This is a genomic window from Methylobacterium sp. D48H (assembly GCF_053345715.1).
The window spans coordinates 76,334-98,207 of record NZ_JBKFAP010000019.1 but is presented as its reverse complement, the minus strand read 5'-3'; the positions used below and the strand labels follow the sequence as shown (position 1 = coordinate 98,207).

20 protein-coding genes are annotated in these 21,874 nt (G+C 72.1%); 15 read left to right on the top strand and 5 right to left on the bottom strand.

Annotated elements, in window-relative coordinates; all coding sequences use genetic code 11:
• Window positions 1-423: 423 nt before the first annotated feature.
• Together ACLBX8_RS24000 and ACLBX8_RS23995 are read left to right on the top strand one after the other, a co-directional pair.
• A complete protein-coding gene (locus tag ACLBX8_RS24000) occupies window positions 424-1,155 on the top strand; it encodes a Crp/Fnr family transcriptional regulator (protein WP_042675140.1) in 732 nt (243 codons plus the stop codon).
• Window positions 1,156-1,212: 57 nt separating this feature from the next.
• Window positions 1,213-1,932 (top strand): HWE histidine kinase domain-containing protein, encoded by a 720-nt coding sequence (locus tag ACLBX8_RS23995; protein WP_042675139.1) that lies wholly within the window; start codon window positions 1,213-1,215, stop codon window positions 1,930-1,932.
• Window positions 1,933-1,935: 3 nt separating this feature from the next.
• Here ACLBX8_RS23995 and ACLBX8_RS23990 read toward each other — a convergent pair whose 3' ends face one another.
• The gene (locus ACLBX8_RS23990) at window positions 1,936-2,715 is read right to left on the bottom strand and encodes a Crp/Fnr family transcriptional regulator (RefSeq protein ID WP_042675138.1); all 780 of its coding nucleotides are present in this window, start codon (window positions 2,713-2,715) and stop codon (window positions 1,936-1,938) included.
• A gap of 224 nt (window positions 2,716-2,939) precedes the next feature.
• A complete protein-coding gene (locus tag ACLBX8_RS23985; RefSeq protein ID WP_020095142.1) occupies window positions 2,940-3,158 on the bottom strand; it encodes a DUF6894 family protein in 219 nt (72 codons plus the stop codon).
• Window positions 3,159-3,483: 325 nt separating this feature from the next.
• On the opposite strand from ACLBX8_RS23985, the gene urtA reads away from it, so the two are divergent.
• The 7 genes from urtA (at window position 3,484) to ACLBX8_RS23950 (ending at window position 10,004) form a co-directional block, all read left to right on the top strand.
• Entirely contained in the window at window positions 3,484-4,779 is a 1,296-nt protein-coding gene (gene urtA / locus ACLBX8_RS23980; protein WP_056530753.1) for an urea ABC transporter substrate-binding protein, read from the top strand.
• 91 nt (window positions 4,780-4,870) lie between these two features.
• Entirely contained in the window at window positions 4,871-6,442 is a 1,572-nt protein-coding gene (urtB, locus tag ACLBX8_RS23975) for an urea ABC transporter permease subunit UrtB (protein ID WP_447681882.1), read from the top strand.
• Window positions 6,443-6,447: 5 nt separating this feature from the next.
• A complete protein-coding gene (urtC, locus tag ACLBX8_RS23970; protein ID WP_056530760.1) occupies window positions 6,448-7,602 on the top strand; it encodes an urea ABC transporter permease subunit UrtC in 1,155 nt (384 codons plus the stop codon).
• Window positions 7,599-8,402, top strand: a complete 804-nt coding sequence (urtD, locus tag ACLBX8_RS23965; RefSeq protein WP_020095146.1) for an urea ABC transporter ATP-binding protein UrtD — start codon at window positions 7,599-7,601, stop codon at window positions 8,400-8,402. The genes urtC and urtD overlap by 4 nt, the downstream gene beginning before the upstream one ends.
• 2 nt (window positions 8,403-8,404) lie before the next feature.
• Entirely contained in the window at window positions 8,405-9,100 is a 696-nt protein-coding gene (gene urtE, locus ACLBX8_RS23960; protein WP_020095147.1) for an urea ABC transporter ATP-binding subunit UrtE, read from the top strand.
• A 300-nt stretch (window positions 9,101-9,400) separates the two neighbouring features.
• Window positions 9,401-9,607 (top strand): hypothetical protein, encoded by a 207-nt coding sequence (locus ACLBX8_RS23955; RefSeq protein WP_020095148.1) that lies wholly within the window; start codon window positions 9,401-9,403, stop codon window positions 9,605-9,607.
• Between the two features lie 100 nt (window positions 9,608-9,707).
• Entirely contained in the window at window positions 9,708-10,004 is a 297-nt protein-coding gene (locus tag ACLBX8_RS23950; protein WP_042675131.1) for a hypothetical protein, read from the top strand.
• A gap of 15 nt (window positions 10,005-10,019) precedes the next feature.
• Here the strand turns inward: ACLBX8_RS23950 and ACLBX8_RS23945 are convergent, their stop codons facing one another.
• The 3 genes from ACLBX8_RS23945 to ACLBX8_RS23935 all read right to left on the bottom strand — a co-directional run bounded on the left by ACLBX8_RS23945 (window position 10,020) and on the right by ACLBX8_RS23935 (window position 13,637).
• The gene (locus ACLBX8_RS23945; protein WP_091926788.1) at window positions 10,020-11,666 is read right to left on the bottom strand and encodes a hybrid sensor histidine kinase/response regulator; all 1,647 of its coding nucleotides are present in this window, start codon (window positions 11,664-11,666) and stop codon (window positions 10,020-10,022) included.
• Between the two features lie 425 nt (window positions 11,667-12,091).
• A complete protein-coding gene (locus ACLBX8_RS23940; RefSeq protein WP_447715846.1) occupies window positions 12,092-12,862 on the bottom strand; it encodes a hypothetical protein in 771 nt (256 codons plus the stop codon).
• Window positions 12,863-13,004: 142 nt separating this feature from the next.
• On the bottom strand, window positions 13,005-13,637 hold the full coding sequence (locus ACLBX8_RS23935) for a LuxR C-terminal-related transcriptional regulator (RefSeq protein WP_042671988.1): 633 nt from the start codon (window positions 13,635-13,637) through the stop codon (window positions 13,005-13,007).
• A gap of 274 nt (window positions 13,638-13,911) precedes the next feature.
• On the opposite strand from ACLBX8_RS23935, the gene ACLBX8_RS23930 reads away from it, so the two are divergent.
• From ACLBX8_RS23930 to ACLBX8_RS23905, 6 genes are all read left to right on the top strand, one after another.
• Window positions 13,912-14,505 (top strand): hypothetical protein, encoded by a 594-nt coding sequence (locus ACLBX8_RS23930; RefSeq protein WP_042671987.1) that lies wholly within the window; start codon window positions 13,912-13,914, stop codon window positions 14,503-14,505.
• Window positions 14,506-14,508: 3 nt separating this feature from the next.
• On the top strand, window positions 14,509-15,609 hold the full coding sequence (locus ACLBX8_RS23925; protein ID WP_447715845.1) for an AAA family ATPase: 1,101 nt from the start codon (window positions 14,509-14,511) through the stop codon (window positions 15,607-15,609).
• Window positions 15,610-15,694: 85 nt separating this feature from the next.
• Window positions 15,695-17,650 carry an AAA family ATPase gene (locus ACLBX8_RS23920; RefSeq protein WP_447681877.1) on the top strand — a complete coding sequence of 652 codons (1,956 nt, stop codon included), beginning with the start codon at window positions 15,695-15,697 and terminating at the stop codon, window positions 17,648-17,650.
• Between the two features lie 22 nt (window positions 17,651-17,672).
• Entirely contained in the window at window positions 17,673-19,034 is a 1,362-nt protein-coding gene (locus ACLBX8_RS23915; RefSeq protein WP_447715844.1) for a hypothetical protein, read from the top strand.
• Entirely contained in the window at window positions 19,031-20,458 is a 1,428-nt protein-coding gene (locus ACLBX8_RS23910) for a peptidoglycan-binding protein (RefSeq protein ID WP_042671982.1), read from the top strand. The genes ACLBX8_RS23915 and ACLBX8_RS23910 overlap by 4 nt, the downstream gene beginning before the upstream one ends.
• 12 nt (window positions 20,459-20,470) lie before the next feature.
• The gene (locus ACLBX8_RS23905; RefSeq protein ID WP_042671981.1) at window positions 20,471-21,838 is read left to right on the top strand and encodes a hypothetical protein; all 1,368 of its coding nucleotides are present in this window, start codon (window positions 20,471-20,473) and stop codon (window positions 21,836-21,838) included.
• Window positions 21,839-21,874 lie beyond the last annotated feature (36 nt).

Below are 21,874 nucleotides of genomic sequence, written 5' to 3'. Positions count from 1 at the left end.
GGCAGAAATCCGTCCACGATAGGCCGTCCGCTGCGGCGCGAACCGGCGGAACCCGTTGAGAGAAGGCGAGGAACAGGACGACGACGTGTCCCGAGCCGATGTTCCGGCATTCCCGCCCGTCAAATCGTGCTCCGCCGGATCCGCGAAGTCAAAAGCACAGTCTTTTCAATTTCGACATGACGCGCGAACATTCTCCCTCCGGGAGAGGCAGGCGCTGGATCACTGCCCTAGTCCTGACGATGGGCCGCCCGAACCGCCGAGATCTTGCCGCCTCGCGACGGTGACGGGCCCGGATCCGGGCGATTCGGCCGGGTGCGGCGGGCGGAAAGACACCTTACGGTAGCACAAACTAATCTGCATAAGTATTCATGGCTTGAAACAAAATGTAGGTTCGCGCCCCCACGCCGTCGTGGAGACGCCGCCATGCCAAACCCGCTCGTGCACAAGCTAAATTGCTATGTCGGGCTCTCCGAAGACGACCGGATGTGCTTGGCCGACGCCATGAGCCCGAGCCGCATGGTCGCCGCGCGCACCGACATCATCCACGAGGGCGACGATCCGCGCTCGATCAACGTGATCCTCGAGGGCTGGGCCTGCCGGTACCGGCAGTTCGCCAACGGGCGCCGCCAGATCGTCTCGCTCCTGCTCCCGGGCGACCCGTGCGACCCGCACATCTTCCTCCTCGACGAGATGGATCACGCGATCGGCGCGATCACGCCCGTGCTCCTCGGCCAGATCTCCGGCCCTGCGATGCGGGACGTGACCGCCCGCAGCCCGCGGCTCGACATGGCCTTCCACCGCGAGGCCCTGGCCACCGCGGCGATCCAGCGCGAGTGGACGGTCAGCCTCGGCAGCCGCACCGGGATCGAGCGCCTCGCCCACCTGTTCTGCGAGGTGCACGCGCGCCTGGCGGCCATCGGCCTGAGCGACGGGAATACCTGCGCGATGCCGATGACGCAGAACGATCTCGGCGACGCGATGGGGCAGACCAGCGTGCACATCAACCGCACGCTCCAGGAACTGCGCGGCATGGGGCTGATCACCCTGCGCAGCCGGCGCCTGACCATCCACGATCCGACCGCGCTCGCCCGGCTCGCGCATTTCGACACCGCGTACCTCCATCTCACCGAGGCCGGGCACGCCGCCGCGCGCTGAACCCTGCCCGCCCCGCGGTGATTGAGCCAGGTTGAACCACATCCGGAGTGGCCCGGCATGACAGACCCTCGCGATCCGGCGGAGCGACTCGCGGCCCTCGAGGCCGACAACGCGCGCCTGCGCCGGCTGCTCGACGCGGCGGGGCTCCCGGACGGCCTGCGCCACGGCATGCGCAACACGATGGCGATGATGCGCACCGTCATGCACCGCTCCGCCGAGAGCGCCGCGGACGTCGAGAGCTACGTGGCGCATCTCGACGGCCGGTTCGGGGCGATCATGCGCGTGCAGGCCGCCACGGACGCGTTCGGCGACGCGGACCTGCACACGCTGATCTCGGACGAGCTGATGTTCCACCTCGCCCGCGAGGGCGAGCAGGCCAGCCTCGCGGGCCCGCGGGTGCGCCTCCGCCCCAAGGCCGCCCAGGTCGTCGCGCTGGCCCTGCACGAACTGGCCAGCAACGCGGTGGAGCACGGATCCCTGGCGCTCCCCCAGGGCCGGATCCGCGCCGCGTGGCGGGTGACGGACGCGGAGGCCGGACCGCCCGTCCTCAGCCTCGACTGGGCCGAGACCGGCGGCAGCGGTGTCCAGGCCTCCGGACGGCGCGGCTTCGGCACGGACGTGCTGACGGAGATGCTGGCCTACGATCTCGGCGCGGCGGTCGACCTGCGCTACGAGCCGGACGGGCTGCGCTGCGCGATCCGCGTGCCGCTCACGGCCCAGATCGGGCGCCGCGTGGCCGAGGATCCCGAGACGGACTGGGACGGCGACGGCCGGTGAGCCTCACGTGCCGGACGCCGCCCGCACCTGCCCGGTCATCTGCGGCAGCGCGCCGAGCGCCTCCACGGGCGGGTTCGGGCCGGGCAGGAGCAGGTAGTCGGGCGTGAACCCGGAAAACTCCCGCAGACGCTCGAGATTCGGAACGCGCACGCTCTTGCGCCCGCTCTCGATCAGGCCCGCCCTGCGCAGATCGGAGAGGACGCGCGAGAGGTGGACGTTCGAGAGCCCCGCCGTGTCGGCCAGTTCGGACTGCGCCAGCGGCAGGCGGTAATCGGGCTCCAGGCCGAGGCCGACGGCGTTCAGGCGCGCGAAGAGTTCGCAGATGATGTGGGCGACCTGCCTGTCGGCGGACCGGCGCCCCACCCCGACGAGCCATTCCTGCAGGACGGCCTCGTCGACCAGGACCGACCACCAGAGGGCGCGGTAGATGTTGGGCCGGAGGGCGGCGAGTTCCTTGATCGTCCGGTAGGGGACCGAGGCGACGGTGCAGGGCGTCAGCGTCGCTACGGAGTGGATCGCCCGGTTGAGCAGGGACGCGTGCAGGTCGCAGCCGTCGCCGGGCACGAGGTAGGCGAGGATCGAGCGCCCCCCGTCGGGCACCAGCTTGTAGCGGCAGGCGAACCCGTCGAGGATCACGTAGGCGGCGTCGGGCCGCACGCCTTCCGAGACCAGGTCGCGGCCCGCCTCGACCTGCGCGACGTCGCTGGTCGCCGCTGCCAGGGCGGCCACGTCGCCCTCGTCCAGGTTCGCGCGCAGGGCCAGCTTCCGAAGGAAGGGGTTCAAGGGATCTCCCGGACATCCTGCCCCGCGCGCGGAGCCGCCTCTGCGTAAACGCGTGACGGCTTATCCTTACTCCGCGAACGCATCAAATGATCGCCACGCCCGGATGCGGCTCTCGGCGCGATCGGATCGGGGCCGCCTCCCGGAATCGGCCGCGAAGGTCGTGCCGGGTCGCGCTGGGGTCGCGCCGCGCCGTGCCCGTCGGGGCATGGGGCCGGGTCGGCGTATCAGGAGAGCGGCAGCGTGCGCAGGACGGTGCCGTTCGCGTCATGGATCTCCATCCGCCAGCCCGCCGCGGCGTCCGGCAGCTCGCCGGCCTTCCGGAACTCCTCGATCAGCACCAGCGCCTCCGCCTCGGCGTGCGCGACCGACGCGGCGAGGACGCCGGTCTCGTCCTCGATCGTCTCGCCGTCGCTCCTCAGGCGGAAATAGTAGCGCTCTGCCATGACAGCCTTCAGCTCAGGACCCCCTCCCGCCCCGGCGGACGGGCGCCGCCCGCCCCGCGGGTTGAGGTAAGTGGCATCGATCCGCATCCGTTCAACGTGCTGGCGAGATTGCGGTCGCCGGTGCCCACCGCTTGGTCCGCCCGCCCCCCGACGCGCCCCCCGACGCCGCAGGACGCGGCACGGCGCTGCCGCTCCGGCGGGCGAAACGCCGTCCTTCTGGGCGCCGGCGCGCCCCGAGCAGCCTCCCGGCGCGCCATGCCTAAATAATTGGCACACGATTTGCGAAGCCCGCCCCGTCGCGAGGAAGACGACGCAGGGGACCGCCATGAAGGCATTTGGAACTTGGGCCTCGGCCGCCGCACTGGCCGCCGGGCTGGCGATGGGCACGCTGGGAGCGGGCGCCGCCCGGGCGCAGGAGACCATCAAGGTCGGGATCCTGCACTCGCTGTCGGGCACGATGGCGATCTCGGAGACCACCCTCAAGGACGCGATGCTGATGCTCATCGCGGAGCAGAACGCCAAGGGCGGCGTGCTGGGCAAGAAGCTGGAGCCGGTGGTGGTCGATCCGGCCTCGAACTGGCCGCTCTTCGCCGAGAAGGCCCGCGAGCTGATCAGCAAGGACAAGGTCGCGGCCGTGTTCGGCTGCTGGACCAGCGTGTCGCGGAAATCCGTGCTGCCGGTCTTCAAGGAACTCGACAACATCCTGTTCTACCCCGTCCAGTACGAGGGCGAGGAGAGCGAGCGGAACGTGTTCTACACCGGCGCCGCCCCGAACCAACAGGCGATCCCGGCGGTCGACTACCTGATGTCGGAGGATGGCGGCGGCGCCAAGCGCTGGGTGCTCGAGGGGACCGACTACGTCTACCCGCGCACCACCAACAAGATCCTCGAAGCCTACCTCAAGTCCAAGGGGGTCAAGGACGAGGACATCATGATCAACTACACGCCGTTCGGCTTCTCGGACTGGCAGACGGAGGTGTCGAAGATCAAGGCGTTCGGCTCGGCCGGCAAGAAGACCGCCGTGGTCTCGACCATCAACGGCGACGCCAACGTGCCGTTCTACAAGGAGCTCGGCAACCAGGGCATCAAGGCGACCGACATCCCGGTCGTGGCCTTCTCGGTGGGCGAGGAGGAGCTCGCCGGCATCGACGCCAAGCCGCTGGTCGGCCACCTCGCCGCCTGGAACTACTTCGAGTCGATCAAGACGCCGGAGAACGAGGCCTTCATCAAGAAGTGGCAGGCGTTCAAGAAGAACCCCAAGGCCGTCACCAATGACCCGATGGAGGCCCACTACATCGGCTTCAACATGTGGGTGAAGGCGGTCGAGAAGGCCGGCACCACCGATCCCGACAAGGTGATCGACGCGCTGCCGGGCATCGAGCAGAAGAACCTCACCGGCGGCACCGCGAAGATGCTGCCGAACCACCACATCACCAAGCCGGTCTTCATCGGCGAGATCGAGGCGAACGGCCAGTTCGACGTGGTCTGGAAGACCGAGGGCCTGATCCCCGGCGAGGCGTGGTCGAAGCAGCTCGAGGGCTCGAAGGACCTCGAGGCCGACTGGGTCAAGCTCAAGTGCGGCAACTACAACACCAAGACCAAGTCCTGCGGCGGCGCGTAAGCCCTGCACCTCCTCTCCCCGCGAGCGGGGAGAGGGGACACGCGCCTCACCCGTGTGGGGCGCACCGCTCCCGGCTCGCAGAACGGCCCCGATGCTCCGTCTCCTGACCCTCCTCTTCCTGATGCTGGCCGCCCCGGCGCTCGCGCAGGCGCCCGACCCCTACGGCCAGCTCGCCGGCGACGGCTACGCCGAGATCGAGGCCGGCGTCTCCGGCCTCGCCGCCTCTGGCGACCCGCGCGCCGACGCGATCCTCTCGGCCCTGTCGGACGGCCGCCTGCTGGTGGGCCCGGACAAGACCCTTCTCATCCGGCAGGGCGGCGCCGTCGTGGACGCGAGGACCGGCGCCCCGGCCGCCGACAGCCCCGACCTCAAGCCGGTGCGGGCCAACAACCGCGTCCGCCGGGCGATCGAGGCCGCCCGCGGGCAGCTCGACCTCGCGAGCCCCGACCCGGCCCGGCGCCGGGCCGCCGCCGACGCGGTGTTCAAGGCGCGGGACGCGGCCGCGCTGCCGGCCCTCGACGCGGCGCTCGCCCGCGAGACCAGTCCGGGCGTCCGGCAGGCGCTCACCGAGGCCCGCGCCGCCGTGCTGCTCGCGAGGCCCGGCACCGCGGAACCCGACCGGATTGCCGCGCTTCCCGCCATCCAGGCCCGGGGCGATGGCGACGCGATGGGCATCCTGCGCGGTCTCGCGGCGGATCCGAGCGAGGCCGTGCGCGCCGCCGCCGCCCGCGGCATCGCGGCGATCGAGACGCGGCTCGCGATAATCGGCGCCCTCCAGAACGTCTGGTACGGCATCTCGCTCGGCTCGGTCCTGCTGCTCGCCGCCATCGGGCTCGCCATCACCTTCGGGGTGATGGGCGTGATCAACATGGCCCACGGCGAGATGGTGATGCTCGGCGCCTACACGACCTACCTCGTGCAGGAGCTGATCCGCACCAAGGCGCCCGTCCTGTTCGGCTGGTCGCTGGCGATCAGCATCCCCTGCGCGTTCCTGGTCGCCGGCCTCGTCGGGGTGCTGATCGAGCGGTTCATCATCCGCTTCCTGTACGGGCGCCCGCTGGAGACGCTGCTCGCCACCTTCGGGGTCAGCCTCGCGCTGCAGCAGGGCGTGCGCTCGATCTTCGGCCCGACCAACCGCGAGGTCGGCGCCCCCGCCTTCATGAGCGGCGCCTTCGACTTCTACGGCCTGTCGATCACCTGGGGCCGGATGTGGATCATCGTGTTCGCGTTCGCCGTGTTCCTGGGCCTCCTGTTCGTGCTGCGGAAGACGTCCTTCGGCCTGAAGACCCGGGCGGTCACCCAGAACCGCCGCATGGCCGCCGCGATGGGCATCCGCACCCCCTACGTCGACGCCCTGACCTTCGGGCTCGGCTCCGGCATCGCGGGGATCGCGGGCGTCGCCCTCTCGCAGATCGACAACGTCTCGCCCAATCTCGGCCAGGGCTACATCATCGACTCGTTCCTCGTGGTGGTGTTCGGCGGCGTCGGCAACCTCTGGGGGACGCTGGTGGCGGCGCTGACGCTCGGCGTCGTGAACAAGCTCGCCGAGCCGTATATCGGCGCGGTGCTGGCCAAGATCGGCCTCCTGATCTTCATCATCCTGTTCATCCAGAAGCGCCCGCGCGGCCTGTTCGCGCTCAAGGGCCGGGCGGTGGAATCGTGAGCCCCATGCCGCCTCGCACCCCCCTCATCGACCTGAAGGGCTGGATCTTCCTCGCCGTCCTGGCCGCCTTCTGCCTCGCCGTGCCGGTGCTGAATCTCGCGGTGCCGGAGGGCTCCGGCCTGCACCTGCCGACCTACCTCGTCTCGCTCTTCGGAAAATACCTCGCCTACGCGCTGCTCGCGGTCAGCCTCGACCTCGTCTGGGGCTATTGCGGCATCCTCTCGCTCGGCCACGGGGCGTTCTTCGCCCTCGGCGGCTACGCGATGGGCATGTACCTGATGCGCCAGATCGGCGCCCGGGGCGTCTACGGCAACCCGGTTCTGCCCGACTTCATGGTGTTCCTGAACTACAAGGCGCTGCCCTGGTACTGGTACGGCTTCGACCACTTCGCCTTCGCGGCCCTGATGGTGCTGCTGGTGCCGGGCCTGCTGGCCTTCGTGTTCGGCTGGCTCGCCTTCCGGTCGCGGGTGACCGGCGTCTACCTGTCGATCATCACCCAGGCGCTGACCTACGCGCTGATGCTCGCCTTCTTCCGCAACGACATGGGGCTCGGCGGCAACAACGGGCTGACCGACTTCAAGGATCTCCTGGGCGTCTCCGTCCAGTCCCAGAATTTCCGCGTCGGCATCTTCGTGGCCACCGGAATCGCGCTGGCTTTGGGCTACCTGATCGCCCGGGTCATGACGGTCTCGGCCTACGGCAAGATCCTGATCGCCGTGCGCGACGCCGAGAGCCGCACGCGCTTCCTCGGCTACCGGCCGGAGCACTTCAAGACGCTGGCCTTCACGGTCTCGGCCATGATGGCGGGCGTCGCCGGCGCCCTCTACGTGCCGCAGGTCGGCATCATCAACCCGGGGGAGTTCGCGCCCACCAACTCCATCGAGACGGTCATCTGGGTGGCGGTGGGCGGTCGCGGCACGCTGGTCGGCGCGGCGCTCGGCGCCGTGCTGGTCAACTACGCCAAGACCGTGCTCACCGGCGCGATGCCGGACGCGTGGCTGTTCGCGCTCGGCGGCCTGTTCGTGTTCGTGACGCTGTTCCTGCCGCGCGGCCTCGTCGGCACCGCGATCGAGCGGTTCGGCTCCCGGCGCGCCGCCGCCAAGCTGCCGCCGGAGCCCGCCATCGCCCCGAAACTCGCCGAAGAAGGGCAGGGCTCGTGAGCACCGACCTCCTCGAACCGCCGGATGCCGCTGCCCGCGGCCCCGCCAACCGGAAGCGCGAGACGGACGCGCTCCTCTACCTCGACGACCTGCGGGTGACCTTCGACGGCTACAAGGCCCTGCGCGGCCTGTCGCTGACGCTGGCCCGCGGCGAGTTGCGGGCGATCATCGGCCCGAACGGCGCCGGCAAGACCACCATGATGGACTGCATCACCGGCAAGACGCGGCCGGACAGCGGCATCGCGCTGTTCGACGGCACCCACGATCTGCTCAGGAGCGACGAGCCGGCGATCGCCGACCTCGGCATCGGCCGCAAGTTCCAGAAGCCCACCGTGTTCGAGAGCCACACGGTCGCCGACAACATCCTGCTCGCCCTCAAGGGGCCCCGCGCCGCCTTCGCGTCCCTGTTCGGCTGGCGCAACCGGGTGGAGGCCGCGCGGATCGATTCCCTGCTGGAGACCGTCGGCCTGCTGGCCCACCGGGGCCGCCCGGCGGCCGATCTCAGCCACGGCCAGAAGCAGTGGCTGGAGATCGGCATGCTGCTCGCGCAGGACCCCAAGCTCCTGCTGGTCGACGAGCCGGTGGCCGGCATGACCGACGCCGAGACCGCCGAGACCGCCCGCCTGCTGCGCCGCATCGCCGGCGAGCACGCCGTGCTGGTGGTCGAGCACGACATGCACTTCGTCCGGGACCTCGGCTGCCGGGTCACCTGCCTGCACGAGGGCGCGGTGCTGGCCGAGGGCTCGATCGACGCCGTCTCGGCCGACCCGCGGGTCGTCGAGGTGTATCTGGGACGATGACCATGCTCTCCGTCGACGGCATCGACCTCTATTACGGCGCCGCGCAGGCGCTCCGCGGCGTCTCGCTGACGGCCGAGGCCGGGCGGGTCACCACGGTCCTGGGCCGCAACGGCGTCGGCAAGACCTCGCTGCTGCGGGCGATCGTCGGCCAGCAGCCGGTGCGCTCCGGCGCGATCCGTCTCGACGGCCGCCCGATCCAGGGCCTCGCGCCCTACGACCGGGCGCGCGCCGGGATCGCCTTCGTGCCCCAGGGCCGCGAGATCTTCCCGCTGCTCACCGTCAAGGAGAACCTGGAGACCGGCTTCGCGCCGCTCAGGCGCCGCGACCGCCATATCCCGGGGGAGATCTACGACCTGTTCCCGGTGCTCAAGGACATGCTGCACCGGCGCGGCGGCGACCTCTCGGGCGGCCAGCAGCAGCAACTCGCCATCGGCCGGGCGCTGGTGACGCGGCCGAAGCTCCTCGTGCTCGACGAGCCCACCGAGGGGATCCAGCCCTCGATCATCAAGGATATCGGCCGGGCGATCACCTACCTGCGCGGCAAGGGCGAGATGGGGATCGTGCTGGTCGAGCAGTATTTCGAGTGGGCCCGGGACCTCTGCGACTCCTACGCGGTGATGGATCGCGGGCAGGTGGTGCTGGCCGGCCCCCGGGCCGGGATGGTCGAGGCCGACGTGCTCCGCTGGATGTCCGTCTAGCGGGCCCGCCGCACGTCCCGCCGCACGTCCCGCCGGCGCCGGGCCCGGGAATACCGCACTTCGATCCGGATATCGGGACGGATAATCAACAATCGGAGCGCGGCCCGGGCCGACATCGACCGCCAAATCTGTGCACACGGCCCCGGTTGGCCAATGTTAAAACACAATTCAGGTCCGCCATGGGGCACAACCACGGGGGGCCCATGACGATCCTGGATCCGATCACCGGCGAGCTGGTCACCATCGCCGTTCCGCGGCCGCGGCCGCAGGCCGGCCCGCGCTGACGGGCGGCGCGCTGTCATGACGAACGCGACCGATCGAAGGGCCGGCCGCCGCGGCGTCCGCGGCGGCCGTGCCCAGGTCCGGACGGTGCCGCCGGGCCTGCTGCTGGCCGGCGGCGTGGGGGCGAACGCCCCGCTGACGGCCGTCGACCTGATCGCCCAGGCCCGCGCGGCCCGGCGGGAGGCCGAGGCCCGCGACGGCGCGGACCGCGCGGAGCAGGGCTGACGCGGCGACCGGGGCCGCCGAGCCGGCCGCCCGCCTCTTGAGATCACCCGCGCGGGATGGTCAGAAGGCCGGCAGTCTCGCGGCAGCCGGCGGGTGGGTCATGAAGTTCGGCGTCCTGATCCTGGCCGGCGCCTGCGGCGTCCTCGTCGGGATCGTCATCGGATACGTCGCGGGAACGCGACTCAGCCAGGCCTTCGCGCAATTGCCGGTGACGGACCGCTCCCCCGCCGCGCAGGCGCTCCGGATCGTGGACCGCATCGCGACCGAGCACGGCCTCGCGCGGGACGCGCTGCTCCGGGCGATGCTCGACCAGCAGGGCGGCCGGACGGGGACCGCGCGTCCCGGCGAGGAGCCGGGCAGGGAGCCGGGCAGGGCCCCGGGCGAACCGGCCCGGTAGGGCGCCGACCGCGCCTCACGCGGCCGGCGCCGGCCGGGGGCGCAGCCGGAGGCTCGCGGCGGTGAGCACGGAGCGCAGCTCGGCCGGCCGGACCGGTTTCGAGAGGATCGGGATGTCCGGCGCCCCCAGATCCTCGCGCACGCGCGCCTCGTCGTGGCCGCTCATCACCACCGCCGGCAGCGGGCGGCCGGCGAGCCTCCGGACCGCCGCGATGCAGTCCGTCCCCGTGACGCCGTTCCCGAGCTCGAAATCGGTGATGAGGAGGTCGATCTCCGGCACGGCGTCGGGGATCCCGGTCTCGGGCCGGACGCGGCAGCCCCATTTCTCCAGCAGGCTGGCGGTCGCCCGCAGCACGGCAGCGTCGTCCTCCACCAGCAGCACGCGCAGGCCGCCGATCGTCGCCGGCGGGTCGAGCCGGGCGGGGAGGGCCGCGGGCTGCGGGGCCCGGGCGAGGGGCAGGTCACCGATCGTCACGCAGGTCCCGCGCCCCGGCACCGAGCGCAGCGTCACCGTCAGGTCCAGGAGCGCGCCGAGCCGCCGGACGATCGGCAGGCCGAGGCCCACCCCCTCGACGTCCCGGTCGCCGCGGCGGCGGACTTGGTAGAACTCGTCGAAGACCCGCTCCTGATGCGCGACCGGGATCCCGGGGCCGCGATCGTAGACCTGGATGGCGAGCCGGTCGCCCCGCCGGCGGCAGGCGATCAGGATCGGCCGGCCGGGCGCGTACTTGATCGCGTTGTTGACGATGTTCTGGACCATGGTCGTGAGCAGGGCCCGGTCGGTGCGCACCACGACCGCGCAGGCGCGGCTGCGCAGGGCCGTCCCGGCGATCTGGGCGGCCTCGGAGTTCTGGCGCCGGACATCCTCGAGGATGTCGTTGATCGCGACGGGCTCGGGCCGGGGCTCCACCCGTCCGCTGTCGAGGGTCGAGATGTCCAGGAGCGACTTGAACAGGCGCGAGACGCTCTGCAGCGACCGGTCGATGTTCTCGACCATCTGCAGCTCCTCCGGCCCCAGCCGGGCGCCGCGCAGGCAGGCGGTGAACAGGCTGATGGCGTGGATCGGCTGGCGCAGATCGTGGCTCGCCTGCGCCAGGAAGCGCGACTTGGACAGGCTCGCCTCCTGCTCGCGCTCGTAGGCGCCGCGCAGGCGCTCCAGCAGGCTGTAGATGTAGGTCGGCACGAGGACGGTGATGGCCGTCAGCGTCAGGACGAGGAACGGGTTCGCGCGCCAGTACGCGTTGAAGTACGTGGTGACCGCGATCGAGACCAGGGCCGCCGCCGTGGACGCCTTCAGGGCGGTGACGCCGTAGCGCAGGCCGTTGCCGACGATCAGCCGGATGACGATCGCGTAGAGCGGCAGGAACGGCGCGCCGCCCACCGCCATCGTGTAGGTCATCCCGCCGAGGTCGAGGAGGAAGGTGACGACGCGGCGCGGCGTGTTGCTGCCGGGGTTGCGGCTGATCCAGCCGTACAGCGCCACGGCGAAGACCCAGTGGCACGTCACCAGATAGGCGACGAACCGGGCCTCCGGCGGGGCGATCCCGCCGTAGATCTGGGGCAGGAGATACAGGCAGGCGAGGCCGATGACGACGGCCCGGATCAGCGCCTGCGCCTTCTCGTTGTCGTACGCCTCGTCCCGCCGGCGCCGCGACCCGAACATCGTCGGCTCAGGCCCGGCCGGCCGCGACGCCGAGACCGAGGCCGGGCACCCGCTCCGCCGGGACGGATCCCGCGGCGTCCGCCCTGAATCGCGCCGTGCCGGCCCCGGTCTCCCGCTGTCGCTTCATCGTGCAGTCGCCCTGCCGCGTCGCCGCCCGGGATCCGGGCAACGGCGCGCCGCCGTCGCCGATCGCGGACAGATCTGACAAGTCTACCTGAAGGTGATCGACGCCACCAGACGCGGCGGGAGCCCGCGATGTGGCGGCGCGGACGAGTCTTCGGTGCTAGAACCGCTTATTCAGTCTCCGCTACAATGGTCCCCGTGCTGCAGCGAGACGTTCCTGCGGAAAATATGCGGCAGATTATTTTTTACTTCACTGCAGGTCTGATCTCGTCGACCGGCCGCACGCACGGTCGCGGGCGCCGTCAGCGGTAGGTGCCGGCGCCCGGATCAAATCGATAGACCCGGGCATCCCGGTCCGTGGCCGGACGCAGCGCCCCGTCCGCGCCCAGCACGGTGCCGCTCAGGGCGACTCGGACCGGGGGCCACGCGGCAGGGTCGCGCGGATCCTCCGGCAGGATCTCCAGCCGTCCCGTGCTCGATCCCAGCCGGCAGGGATCCTCCGCGCAGCCGGCCGTCTCGTCGGCGCCCGCCGCGACCTCGCCCGCGAGCGTCCAGTGCGCCGGCGCGTCGCGGAACTGGAGGAGGAGGTACGAGAAGCCCTGCGATCCGGCCGTCCCGTAGACCGTGAGGCGCAGGCCCATCAGGAGGCGGCCCCGGCTCAGCGGCCTGAACACGGCGCCGAGCCGCTCGTCCACCTCCGGGGCGCCGCCGTTGCGGTTCCCGGTCCCGATCCGGCCGGACAGGACCTGCACGTCTTCGAGGCGCCAGCGCATATCCTTGAGGACGTAGGTGGCGGCCGCGACGCTCAGCCGGTCGGGCGCCGCGGCGTCCTCGCCCAAGGCCGGCATCGTGACGAAGCCGGTGAACCGGCTCCCGGTCTCGGTGGAGAACATCGCGGCGGTCCAGAATTCCGCCGTGCGGCCGTCCTTCATCCGGCAGGTCTCGGCCTCCTTGTCGGCGGGCCGCCCGCAGATCGCCGCCAGCACCGTGGCGCGCGGCAGCATGGCGAGATCGGGATCGGCCGCGGCGGGCGCGGCAGCGAGCCCGGCAGCCAGCACCGGCAGCACCGCCACGGCAGGGCCCGTCAGAAAACGCCTGCGGGCCGCGCGCCCGTCTCCCCGTCCCGCCCGTCTCATGCGCCGGGCTCTGCCACGGGGCCCGGCACCGGGCCATTCGGACAGGTGTACGATCGGCCCCGCCGCACGGTCCGCCTCCTCAATCCCCGACGCCGGCCGTGGCGGCCTTCGCGGCCGCGGCGGACCGGGAGGTCACGTCGAGGGCGCGCAGCAGCGCCGAGACGTGGATGCGGACGGTGAAGGGGGAGATCTCCAGTTCCCGGGCGATCTCCTTGTTGGTGCGTCCCAGCGCGACGAGGCGCAGCACGTCGCGCTGGCGCTGCGTCAGGGGCGGGAGCGGGCCGCGCGGCGCGGCGAGACCCGAGACCGGGCTGCGCCGGATCACGAACTCGCCGTCGCGGATCGCCGCGATCGCCTGGGCGATCTCCGCGGCGGGCAGCGCCTTGCCGATGAAGCCGTCGGCACCCTCGGCCATGACGGTCCGGATCAGGCCCTCGTCCTCGATCATCGACACGACGATGATCGAGGCCCGCTCGAACTCGACGCGCAGCGCGCCGATGGAGTGGCGGGGATCGAGGCCGGGGAACAGGAGGTCGAGGAGGAACGCCCGCGGGGGCGCCCCGGCGCGGGCCATCGCCAGGACCTGCTCCATGGTGGCGGCCTCCCGGACCAGGGCCTGCGGGTAGAGCCGCTCCGCGATGCGCCGCATGCCCTCGCGGAACAGCGGGTGGTCGTCGGCAACGATCAGGGTCTCTCGCGCGGAGCCGTTCATGCCACTCCCGGTCGCAGCATCGGAATCTATCCCCATGACGTCGCGGCGCGGAGCCATGCCGAGGAAAATCCCCGGCGTGTCAAGGCTGCGACGATAGGTCATATACACTAGTAGACCGGTTTTTTCCGCCTGCCTAGAAGTCGGCCGGTCATGGTGACAGGCATCGGCCCGCTAATTTCTTCGAATCTTTCCAAAAAGAGCGAGGCTGCAGGTCATGTCGTGCGCGCCGACGCGACGCACGAATTACGTCGTTCCATGTTCGGGGGCCCGCTGGATGTCGGAAGTCGAACACCAGAATGCTGAGCGGCAGGCTCAGGATAGGCTTTCCGAGCCTCGCGCGGCCCCGAGCGCCCCGCCCGCCGCCAAGCCGGGCCTCTCGCCGAGCCTCATCGCGATCGTGGGCGGCCTGGTGGCGGCGGGCGCCGTCGCGGGCGTACTGCTCTCGGGCGGCGGCGAGACCGCCGGGACGGCCGCGCGCCCGGCCCTGACGCTGGTCAAGGCGGGCGAGATCGACAAGGCCGCCGAGACCCTGCCCTCCGACGAGAAGGACAAGATCGTCGCGGAGGCCAAGGCCTGCCGAGCCCCGCTGGGCCAGATGCGCCTGTCGAAGATGGCGGCCGATGCCGGCGGCGTGGTGCGCATCCGGGCCGGGAACTACCTGTCCCCCGCCTTCAACGTCGCCGACGGGCCGATCAACATCGCGGTCCCGTTCCCGGCGCCCTACGAGACCGGCAAGGGCGAGATCACCATCGAGGGCGCCGCCAAGGACGTCTTCGTCGAGCTGACGCCGGGCCTGAAGATCGACACGACCGGCGGCGTCCAGCGGATCCCCGTGATCTGGAATACCAGCAAGCCCTGCGGAGGCTGACGGATGTCGAAATCCGCCATCCTCCCCTTCGTCGTCTCCGGGCTGGTGGTCGCGGTCCTCACCCCGCTCCTGCTGAGCACCGATTACGGCCCGGTCGCCTGGTGGAACGCCGCCGGGCCGGAGCTGCGCTGGAAGGCGGCGATCGGGATCGCCGTCGCCCTACTGGCGGCTCTGGGCCTCGCCGCGACCGCGACGGCCGCGCGGAAGGCGGAGGCCGGCCTCGGGCAGCCGGCCGGCGGCCTGCTGGCCCTGCCGCGCCTGATCGTGGCGCCGCGCCGGGTCGTGGAGACCCGGTCCCCCGAGGCCGTGATCGCGAATCTCGAGGCCATGGTCGGGCTCGCGCCGGTCAAGCGCGAGGTCAACGCCCTGATCGCGCGGCTGGAGCTGGAGCAGCGGCGGCGCGCCGAGGGCCTGCCGGTGGCGGCGATCAGCCAGCACATGGTGTTCACCGGGCCGCCCGGCGTCGGCAAGACCGAGGTGGCGCGGGCGATCGGCGAGATCTACCGGTCCCTCGAAGTGCTGCGCCGCGGGCATCTCGTGGAGGTCGACCGCGCGGCCCTGGTGGCGGGCTATGTCGGCCAGACCGCGGCCAGGACCCTCGAGAAGTGCCACGAGGCCCTCGACGGCATCCTGTTCATCGACGAGGCCTACACCCTGGCCGCCGGCGGCGGGGGCGGCGGCGACTTCGGCAAGGAGGCGATCGACACCCTCCTGAAGTTCATGGAGGACAACCGCGACCGGATCATCGTGATCGTCGCCGGCTACACCAACGACATGCGCCGGTTCATCGACACGAATCCCGGCCTCGCCGGCCGGTTCACCAAGACCGTCGAGTTCCCGCCCTACAGCCCGAAGGATCTCTGCGAGATCCTGAAGCGCATGGCGGCCCGGCAGCAATTCGCGCTCCCCGAGGGGTTCGAGGCGGCGCTGACTCCCTGGCTCGCGCAGCGGTCCCGCGCCGACGACTGGTCGAACGCCCGCGAGATGCGGACCCTCCTCGAGAAGGCCCGCGAGGCCCAGGCCGCCCGGGTCGCCCTGCAGGGCGGCGACCTGCGCCGCCTGGAGATCGTCGATCTGCTCCGCGCCACCGGCGAGGACGCCTGAGGGCGGCCCGAGGGGCCACGCGCGCCCAGCACCCAGGCCAGCACCCAGGCCATCACCAGGGCCAGCACCAAGGTTCGCCACGTCCATGGAACGCCTCGACAAGCATCCGGTCGCGCTCTTCGCGGTCATCGTGCTGGGTGCCACCGGCCTGCTGGTCGCCCTGCGGCCGGACGTGCTCGGGTCGCTCGCCGCGACGCCGTCGGCGCTGCTGCGCAACGGCCTGATCCTCGGGGGCCTCGTCGGCGGCCTGCTCGCGGCGAGCTACATCCCGGCGCGGATCGAGGCGACGCGGCGCGCCCTGGACCGGGCCCGGGCGAGCCGCAAGATCCGCCCGATCCGCTTCGTCGACGACGGCGCGGCCGCGGAGAAGAAGGACCTCCTGGCCACCGCGCTCGCGACCCTCGACGGCATGGTCGGGCTCGACCCCGTGAAGCTGGAGGTGAAGGGCGTCATCGCCCGGATGCAGGTGGAGCAGCAGCGCCGCGCCCAGAACCTGCCGGTGGCGGCCATGAGCCAGCACATGGTGTTCACCGGGCCGCCCGGCGTCGGCAAGACCGAGGTGGCCCGGGTCCTCGGCAGCGTCTTCAAGGCGCTCAAGGTGCTGCGCAAGGGCCACCTCGTGGAGGTCGACCGGGCCGGGCTGGTGGCGGGCTACGCCGGCCAGACCGCGATCAAGACCCTGGAGCGCTGCAAGGAGGCCCTCGACGGCATCCTATTCATCGACGAGGCCTACGCGCTGGCTCCCGGCGGCGGGGGCGGCGGCGACTTCGGCAAGGAGGCGATCGACACCCTCCTGAAGTTCATGGAGGACAACCGCGACCGGATCATCGTGATCGTCGCCGGCTACACCAACGACATGCGCCGGTTCATCGACGCGAATCCCGGCCTCGCCAGCCGGTTCACCAAGACCGTCGAGTTCCCGCCCTACAGCCCGCCGGAGCTCGCCGAGATCCTGAAGCGCATGGCCGCGGGCCAGGGCTTCGTCATGCCGGAGGGGTTCGAGAAGGACCTCGCCGCCTATGTCGGGGCCCGGTCGAAGGCCGAGGACTGGGCCAACGCCCGCGAGATGCGCACGGTCCTGGAGAAGGCCCGCCAGGCGCAGGCGCTGCGCCTCGCCGCCAGCCCCGGCGGCGACATCAACCGGCTCGAACCCGCCGACATCGCCGCGGCCCTCGGCCGCCAGGCCGGCGGCGCGGTCGACATGGACGCGGCCCGGAAGGTCATGGCCCGCCTCGACGCGATGATCGGGCTCGCGCCGGTCAAGGAGCAGGTGAAGACCGTGGCGGCGCGGGTGCTGGTCGATGCCCGGCGCCGCGCCGAGGGCATCGAGGTCGGCGCGGTGAGCCAGCACATGGTGTTCACCGGGCCCCCCGGCGTCGGCAAGACCGAGGTGGCGCGCATCATGGGCGACATCTTCCGGACGCTCGGCGTCCTGCGGAAGGGGCACGTGGTCGAGGTCGACCGGGCCGGGCTGGTGGCGGGCTACGTCGGCCAGACCGCGGCCAAGACCCTGGAGCGCTGCCGCGAGGCCCTCGACGGCATCCTGTTCATCGACGAGGCCTACACGCTGGCCGAGGGCGGCGGGGGCGGCAGCGACTTCGGCAAGGAGGCGATCGACACCCTCCTCAAGTTCATGGAGGACAACCGCGACCGGATCATCGTGATCGTCGCCGGCTACACCGGCGACATGGCCCGGTTCATCGACACGAATCCCGGCCTCGCCGGCCGCTTCACCAAGACCGTCGCGTTCCCGGCCTACGACCCGTACGACCTCGTCGAGATCCTGCGCCTGATGGCGTCGCGGCAATCGTTCCGGCTGCCGCCGCGCTTCGAGACCCTGCTGATCCCGTGGGTCGAGCAGCGCGCGCAGCGGCACGACTGGGCGAATGCCCGCGAGATGCGCACGCTCCTGGAGCGCCTGCGCGAGGCCCAGGCGATGCGCCTCGCCAGCGATCCCCTGGGCGATTACGGCCAGTTCGAGCTCGTGGATGTCGAGCGGGCGCTCGGCGGCGGGGCCCCGCGCCCCGCCGCCCTGTCGTGACGGCCCGGGAGCCGTCGCAGCCATGAGCATCGCCCGCGAGGACTGGCTGCGCGCGCACGCGGCCCTCTGGTACGACGATCGCCGCTACCGCCTGGCCTGGCTCGCCCTGCCGCAGGCCGTGACCTGCGCGGTGGCGGGCCTGTGCATGGCGCTGGCCGCGCAGGGTGTCTGGGGTCAGCCGGCCACCGCCTCGAAGGCGCGGCTCGCCGAGCTGAGCGCCCTGCGCGACCGGGCCGGCAAGGACGGCGACCGCAAGGCGTTCGACGCGCTGACCGCCGCGGCCACCCAGGGCCAGATCGACGCCGCGACCAAGCTCGGGACGCTCTACGACCCCCTGACCGCCGCCTACTTCCCGAACAAGCCCGCGCCGAACGATTTCGACCGGGCGGCCGCCCTCTACGGACCGGGCGCCGCGATCGGCGATCTCCTGGCGGTCACGCGCCTCGCGGACGTGCTGCTCGACCCGGCCAACCCCAACCGCGACCTCCGGCGCGGCTGCCGCCTGGCCCAGACCTGGATCGACGCCCCCGAGACGCTCGAGCGCACGATCACCGGCGAGGAGCGGCTGACCGTCAAGCTCGCCACCTGCTACGTCGAGCCCGAGAGCGGCCTGCCGCAGGACCCGGTGCGGGCCGGGGGGCTGGTGACCGCGGTGCTGTGGCGCCGCCACCGGCCGACGATGGACGCCTTCATCAACAATCTCGGGCAGCAGAACCCCGCCCTGGTGTCGGGCATCCAGCGGCACCTGGCCGAGCAGCGCCGGTACATCGGCCCGGTGGACGGGCGGCCCAATCCCGGGATCATCACGGCCCTCCAGGTGGAGGCGGGGATCACCAACACGGTCGCGACCCCGCGGCCCGAGCCGCGGCGGGTGACGCCCAAAGGCCCGGATCCGGAGGTGCTGGCCCTCCAGGCCGCCGCCCGGACCGGCGACCGGCGGAAGATGGCCGACCTGAAGAGCCGCGCCGAGGCCGGGGACGCGGACGCGCTCACCGCCTACGCGCGCCTGTTCAACCCGGTGATGAACAAGGGCGACGTCTTCGCGCCGGACGCGCAGGTCGCCGTCGCCGCCTACGAGCGCGCCGCGGCCGCCGGCAACGGCATGGCGGCCGGCGAGGCGGCGGTGCTGTACGATTCCGGCTACGGCAACGTCGCCAAGGATCCCGGGAAGGCGGCGGCCCTCGCCCTGCGGGGCGTCGACCTCAAGGACGACCAGATCACCTTCTGGCTGCTGTTCCCGGAGGCGGGCAACTGGAGCGACGGGTTCTGGGGCGCGATCCAGGCCGCGCTGACCGCCCGCGGCTTCTACACGCTCCCGGTCGAGAACAAGCGCAATGCCGCGGTCATCACGGCCCTGCGCGCCTACATGAAAGCCAAGTCATGAGCGGCGTCACGATCGGGACCGACCGGCTCCGGGCGCACGCGACGCTCTGGTACGCGGACGCGCGCTACCGCCTCGCCTGGCTGGTCCTGCCCCAGGCCGCGGTCGCCCTCCTGGCGGGCCTCGCCCTGGCGCTGCTGAAGCCCGCGGGCGAGTGGGGCAAGCCCGCCGACAGCAAGGAGAACGAGAAGCTCTATCTCGACCTGCTCGACAAGGCCGGCAAGGACGGCGACCGGGCCGCCTTCGAGAAGCTGCGGACGGCCGCCGAGGCCGGCGACGTCAGCGCCCGCTCGTTCATGGGCGCCCTCTACAATCCCGAATGGGCCGCGGTCTACGCCAAGAACCCGGTCAAGCCCGACGCCGCCAAGGCGCTGACCTACTACCAGAAGCCCGCCGACCTCGGCTTCCCCGGGGCCCAGCGCGGCATGACCGAGCTCCTGCTCGACCCCGCCCGCGGCCAGCACGATCTCAAGCGGGGCTGCCGCTACGGGCTGGCCTTCCAGGCGAATCCGGTCGCGGCCCGGAACAACTACCTCGATTCCTGGTCGACGCTCTACTGGATCGCCGGCTGCTACACCGATGCCGGGAGCGGCGTCCCGCGGGATCCGCAGAAGGCCGCCGACCTCTACATGAACACGGTGGCGGCCAAGCTGCCGCGGGCGGTCACCACCTTCACGGACGAGCTCGGCCGCCAGCCCCCCGACCTCGTGGCGGCGATCCAGCGCGACCTCGCCAAGCGCGGCTTCTACACCGGGCCGGCCGACGGGACGGCGACGCCGCAGACGCGCGCGGCCGTGCAGGCCCTGGCCGGCCGGGGTGCCGGCCCGCAGGGCAGCGCGGGAGCTGGCAGTGCGGGGGCGGGCAACCCCGGAGCCGGCAACACCGGAGCCGCGAAGCCCGCCGGCCCGCCGCCTCCGGCACCGCCCGCGGCGACGCCGAGCGTCGAGGACCTCATCGCGCTGTCGAAGAGCGCGGTCTCCAACGCCGCCGACGCGGCGAAGCTCCGGGGCCTGGCGGAGAGCGGCGTCCCGGTAGCGCAGTACCTCTACGCCGCGATGCACCTGTCCCCGGCCAACCGGGAGCAGCGGGTCACCGCGCCGGACGGCCCCCTGGCGGCCCGGTATCTCGAGCGCCTCGCGGTCGAGCGCTCCTTCGCCCCCGCGGCGGCCTCGGCGGCCTTCCTGTACGACCTCGGCGGCGCCGGCCTGCAGCGGGACCCCGCGAAGGCGGCCGACATGACGATCCGCGCCCTCGAGCTCAAGTCCACCGAGATCCTGCAGAATCTCGAGCAGGACCAGTGGGGCGCCGGCTTCTGGGCCGCTCTCCAGCAGCGCCTCGCCGACCGGAATCTCTACCAGGGCCGCGTCGTCGACCAGCGCAACGACCGGACCATCCAGGCGGCGCGCCGCCTCCTCGGCAATCCATAGGAGACGGCCATCATGGGTCCCCGCCGCAAGGATCCCGCGCGGTTCCCGGTTCCCCGGGCCGGAAACCGCATCGGCCACCGCACCGGCCATCGCACCGGCGATCGCATTGCCCGCCGCGCCGCCGCCCTGATGGCGGGCCTGCTGGCCGGCCTCCTCCTGCCCGCCGCCGCGCAGGCGCAGATCAAGGTCCGCAAGGCCGACTGCTTCTTCGCGGCCGACGGCAGGACCGTCATCGACGGGGTCTGCGAGTTCCTGACCGACGCGCGCAGCTACGGCGTGGGCGGGTTCCGCCTCGCCACCTACACCGACGGCTACCTGCGCGACGGCGTGGTCGTGTCGGTGACGGCGCCCGGCCAGGGCACGGCGACCTGGAACCGGGAGCCCGGCGGCAAGCCCGAGGACGGCCCCGCCGACAGCGTCACCGCGGGCGGCGCCTGCTGGACCGGGTCCCGGAGCCGGATCTGCGCCTGGAAGGTCGGCGAGGGCCGCCCCGGCTTCGGCGGCGCCCCCGCGGCGGCGCCCGAGGCCGGCGCCCCGCGGGCCGCCGACTGCTACCTCGAGGTCGCGGGCGATGTCCGCCTCGACGGGGCCTGCCAGTTCCGGTCGGAGACCGGGCAGACCGGCGCCCGCGGCTTCGAGATCCGCTCCTACGCCGCGGGCAAGCTCGACGTCGTGGCGCAGCTCGTCCGCGACCCGCAGAACCCGCTGAAGGCCACGGCCTTCTGGAACGGGTCGTCCGGGGGCCTGCGCGCCGCCGAGGCCCTCGGCGCCCTGTCGCCGAGCGGCCCCTGCTGGGACAATGACGGCGCCCGTCTCTGCGTCTGGCAGCCCGGCCAGCCCCGCGGCGGCTGGGACCGGCGGGCCGAGGCCCGGGCTCCGGCCACGCCCGAGACGCCGCCGTCGCCGCCACCGGCACAGGCGCCGTCACAGGCGCCGCCTCCGCCGCGCGACGGCGCGGAGGGGCGCGATCCGCCGCCGGGCACGTTCCTGAAGCTGTCCTTCAAGGGCCGCTGCGAGTCCCTGATGATGGACGGGGAGGACCTCACCGCGACCTGCGCCCCGGAGGCGGTGAACACCTCCGTCGTCGGCAGCCCGAAGGCCGGGTTCATCTTCGGCACCACCGACGGCAAGGCCATGGCGTTCATGGCCTCGGCCAAGGGCTTCGTCGAGGGCGGCACCCTGCACCAGCCCGTCGACGAGCTGATGTACGCCGAGCGCGACCAGTCGACCTTCAAGGTCAAGGGCACCTGCGAGATGCCCAACCCGATGGGCGGCCCGGTGGTCATCACCTGCAACGCCCAGTCGGCGAACAGCACCTACGCGGTCCGGTTCCGCACCGACGGCGGCAAGCCGGTCCTGACGCGCGGCGACGCGAAGTGAGGCTCTCGCCGCGGACCGGAACCGCATGACCCGCGA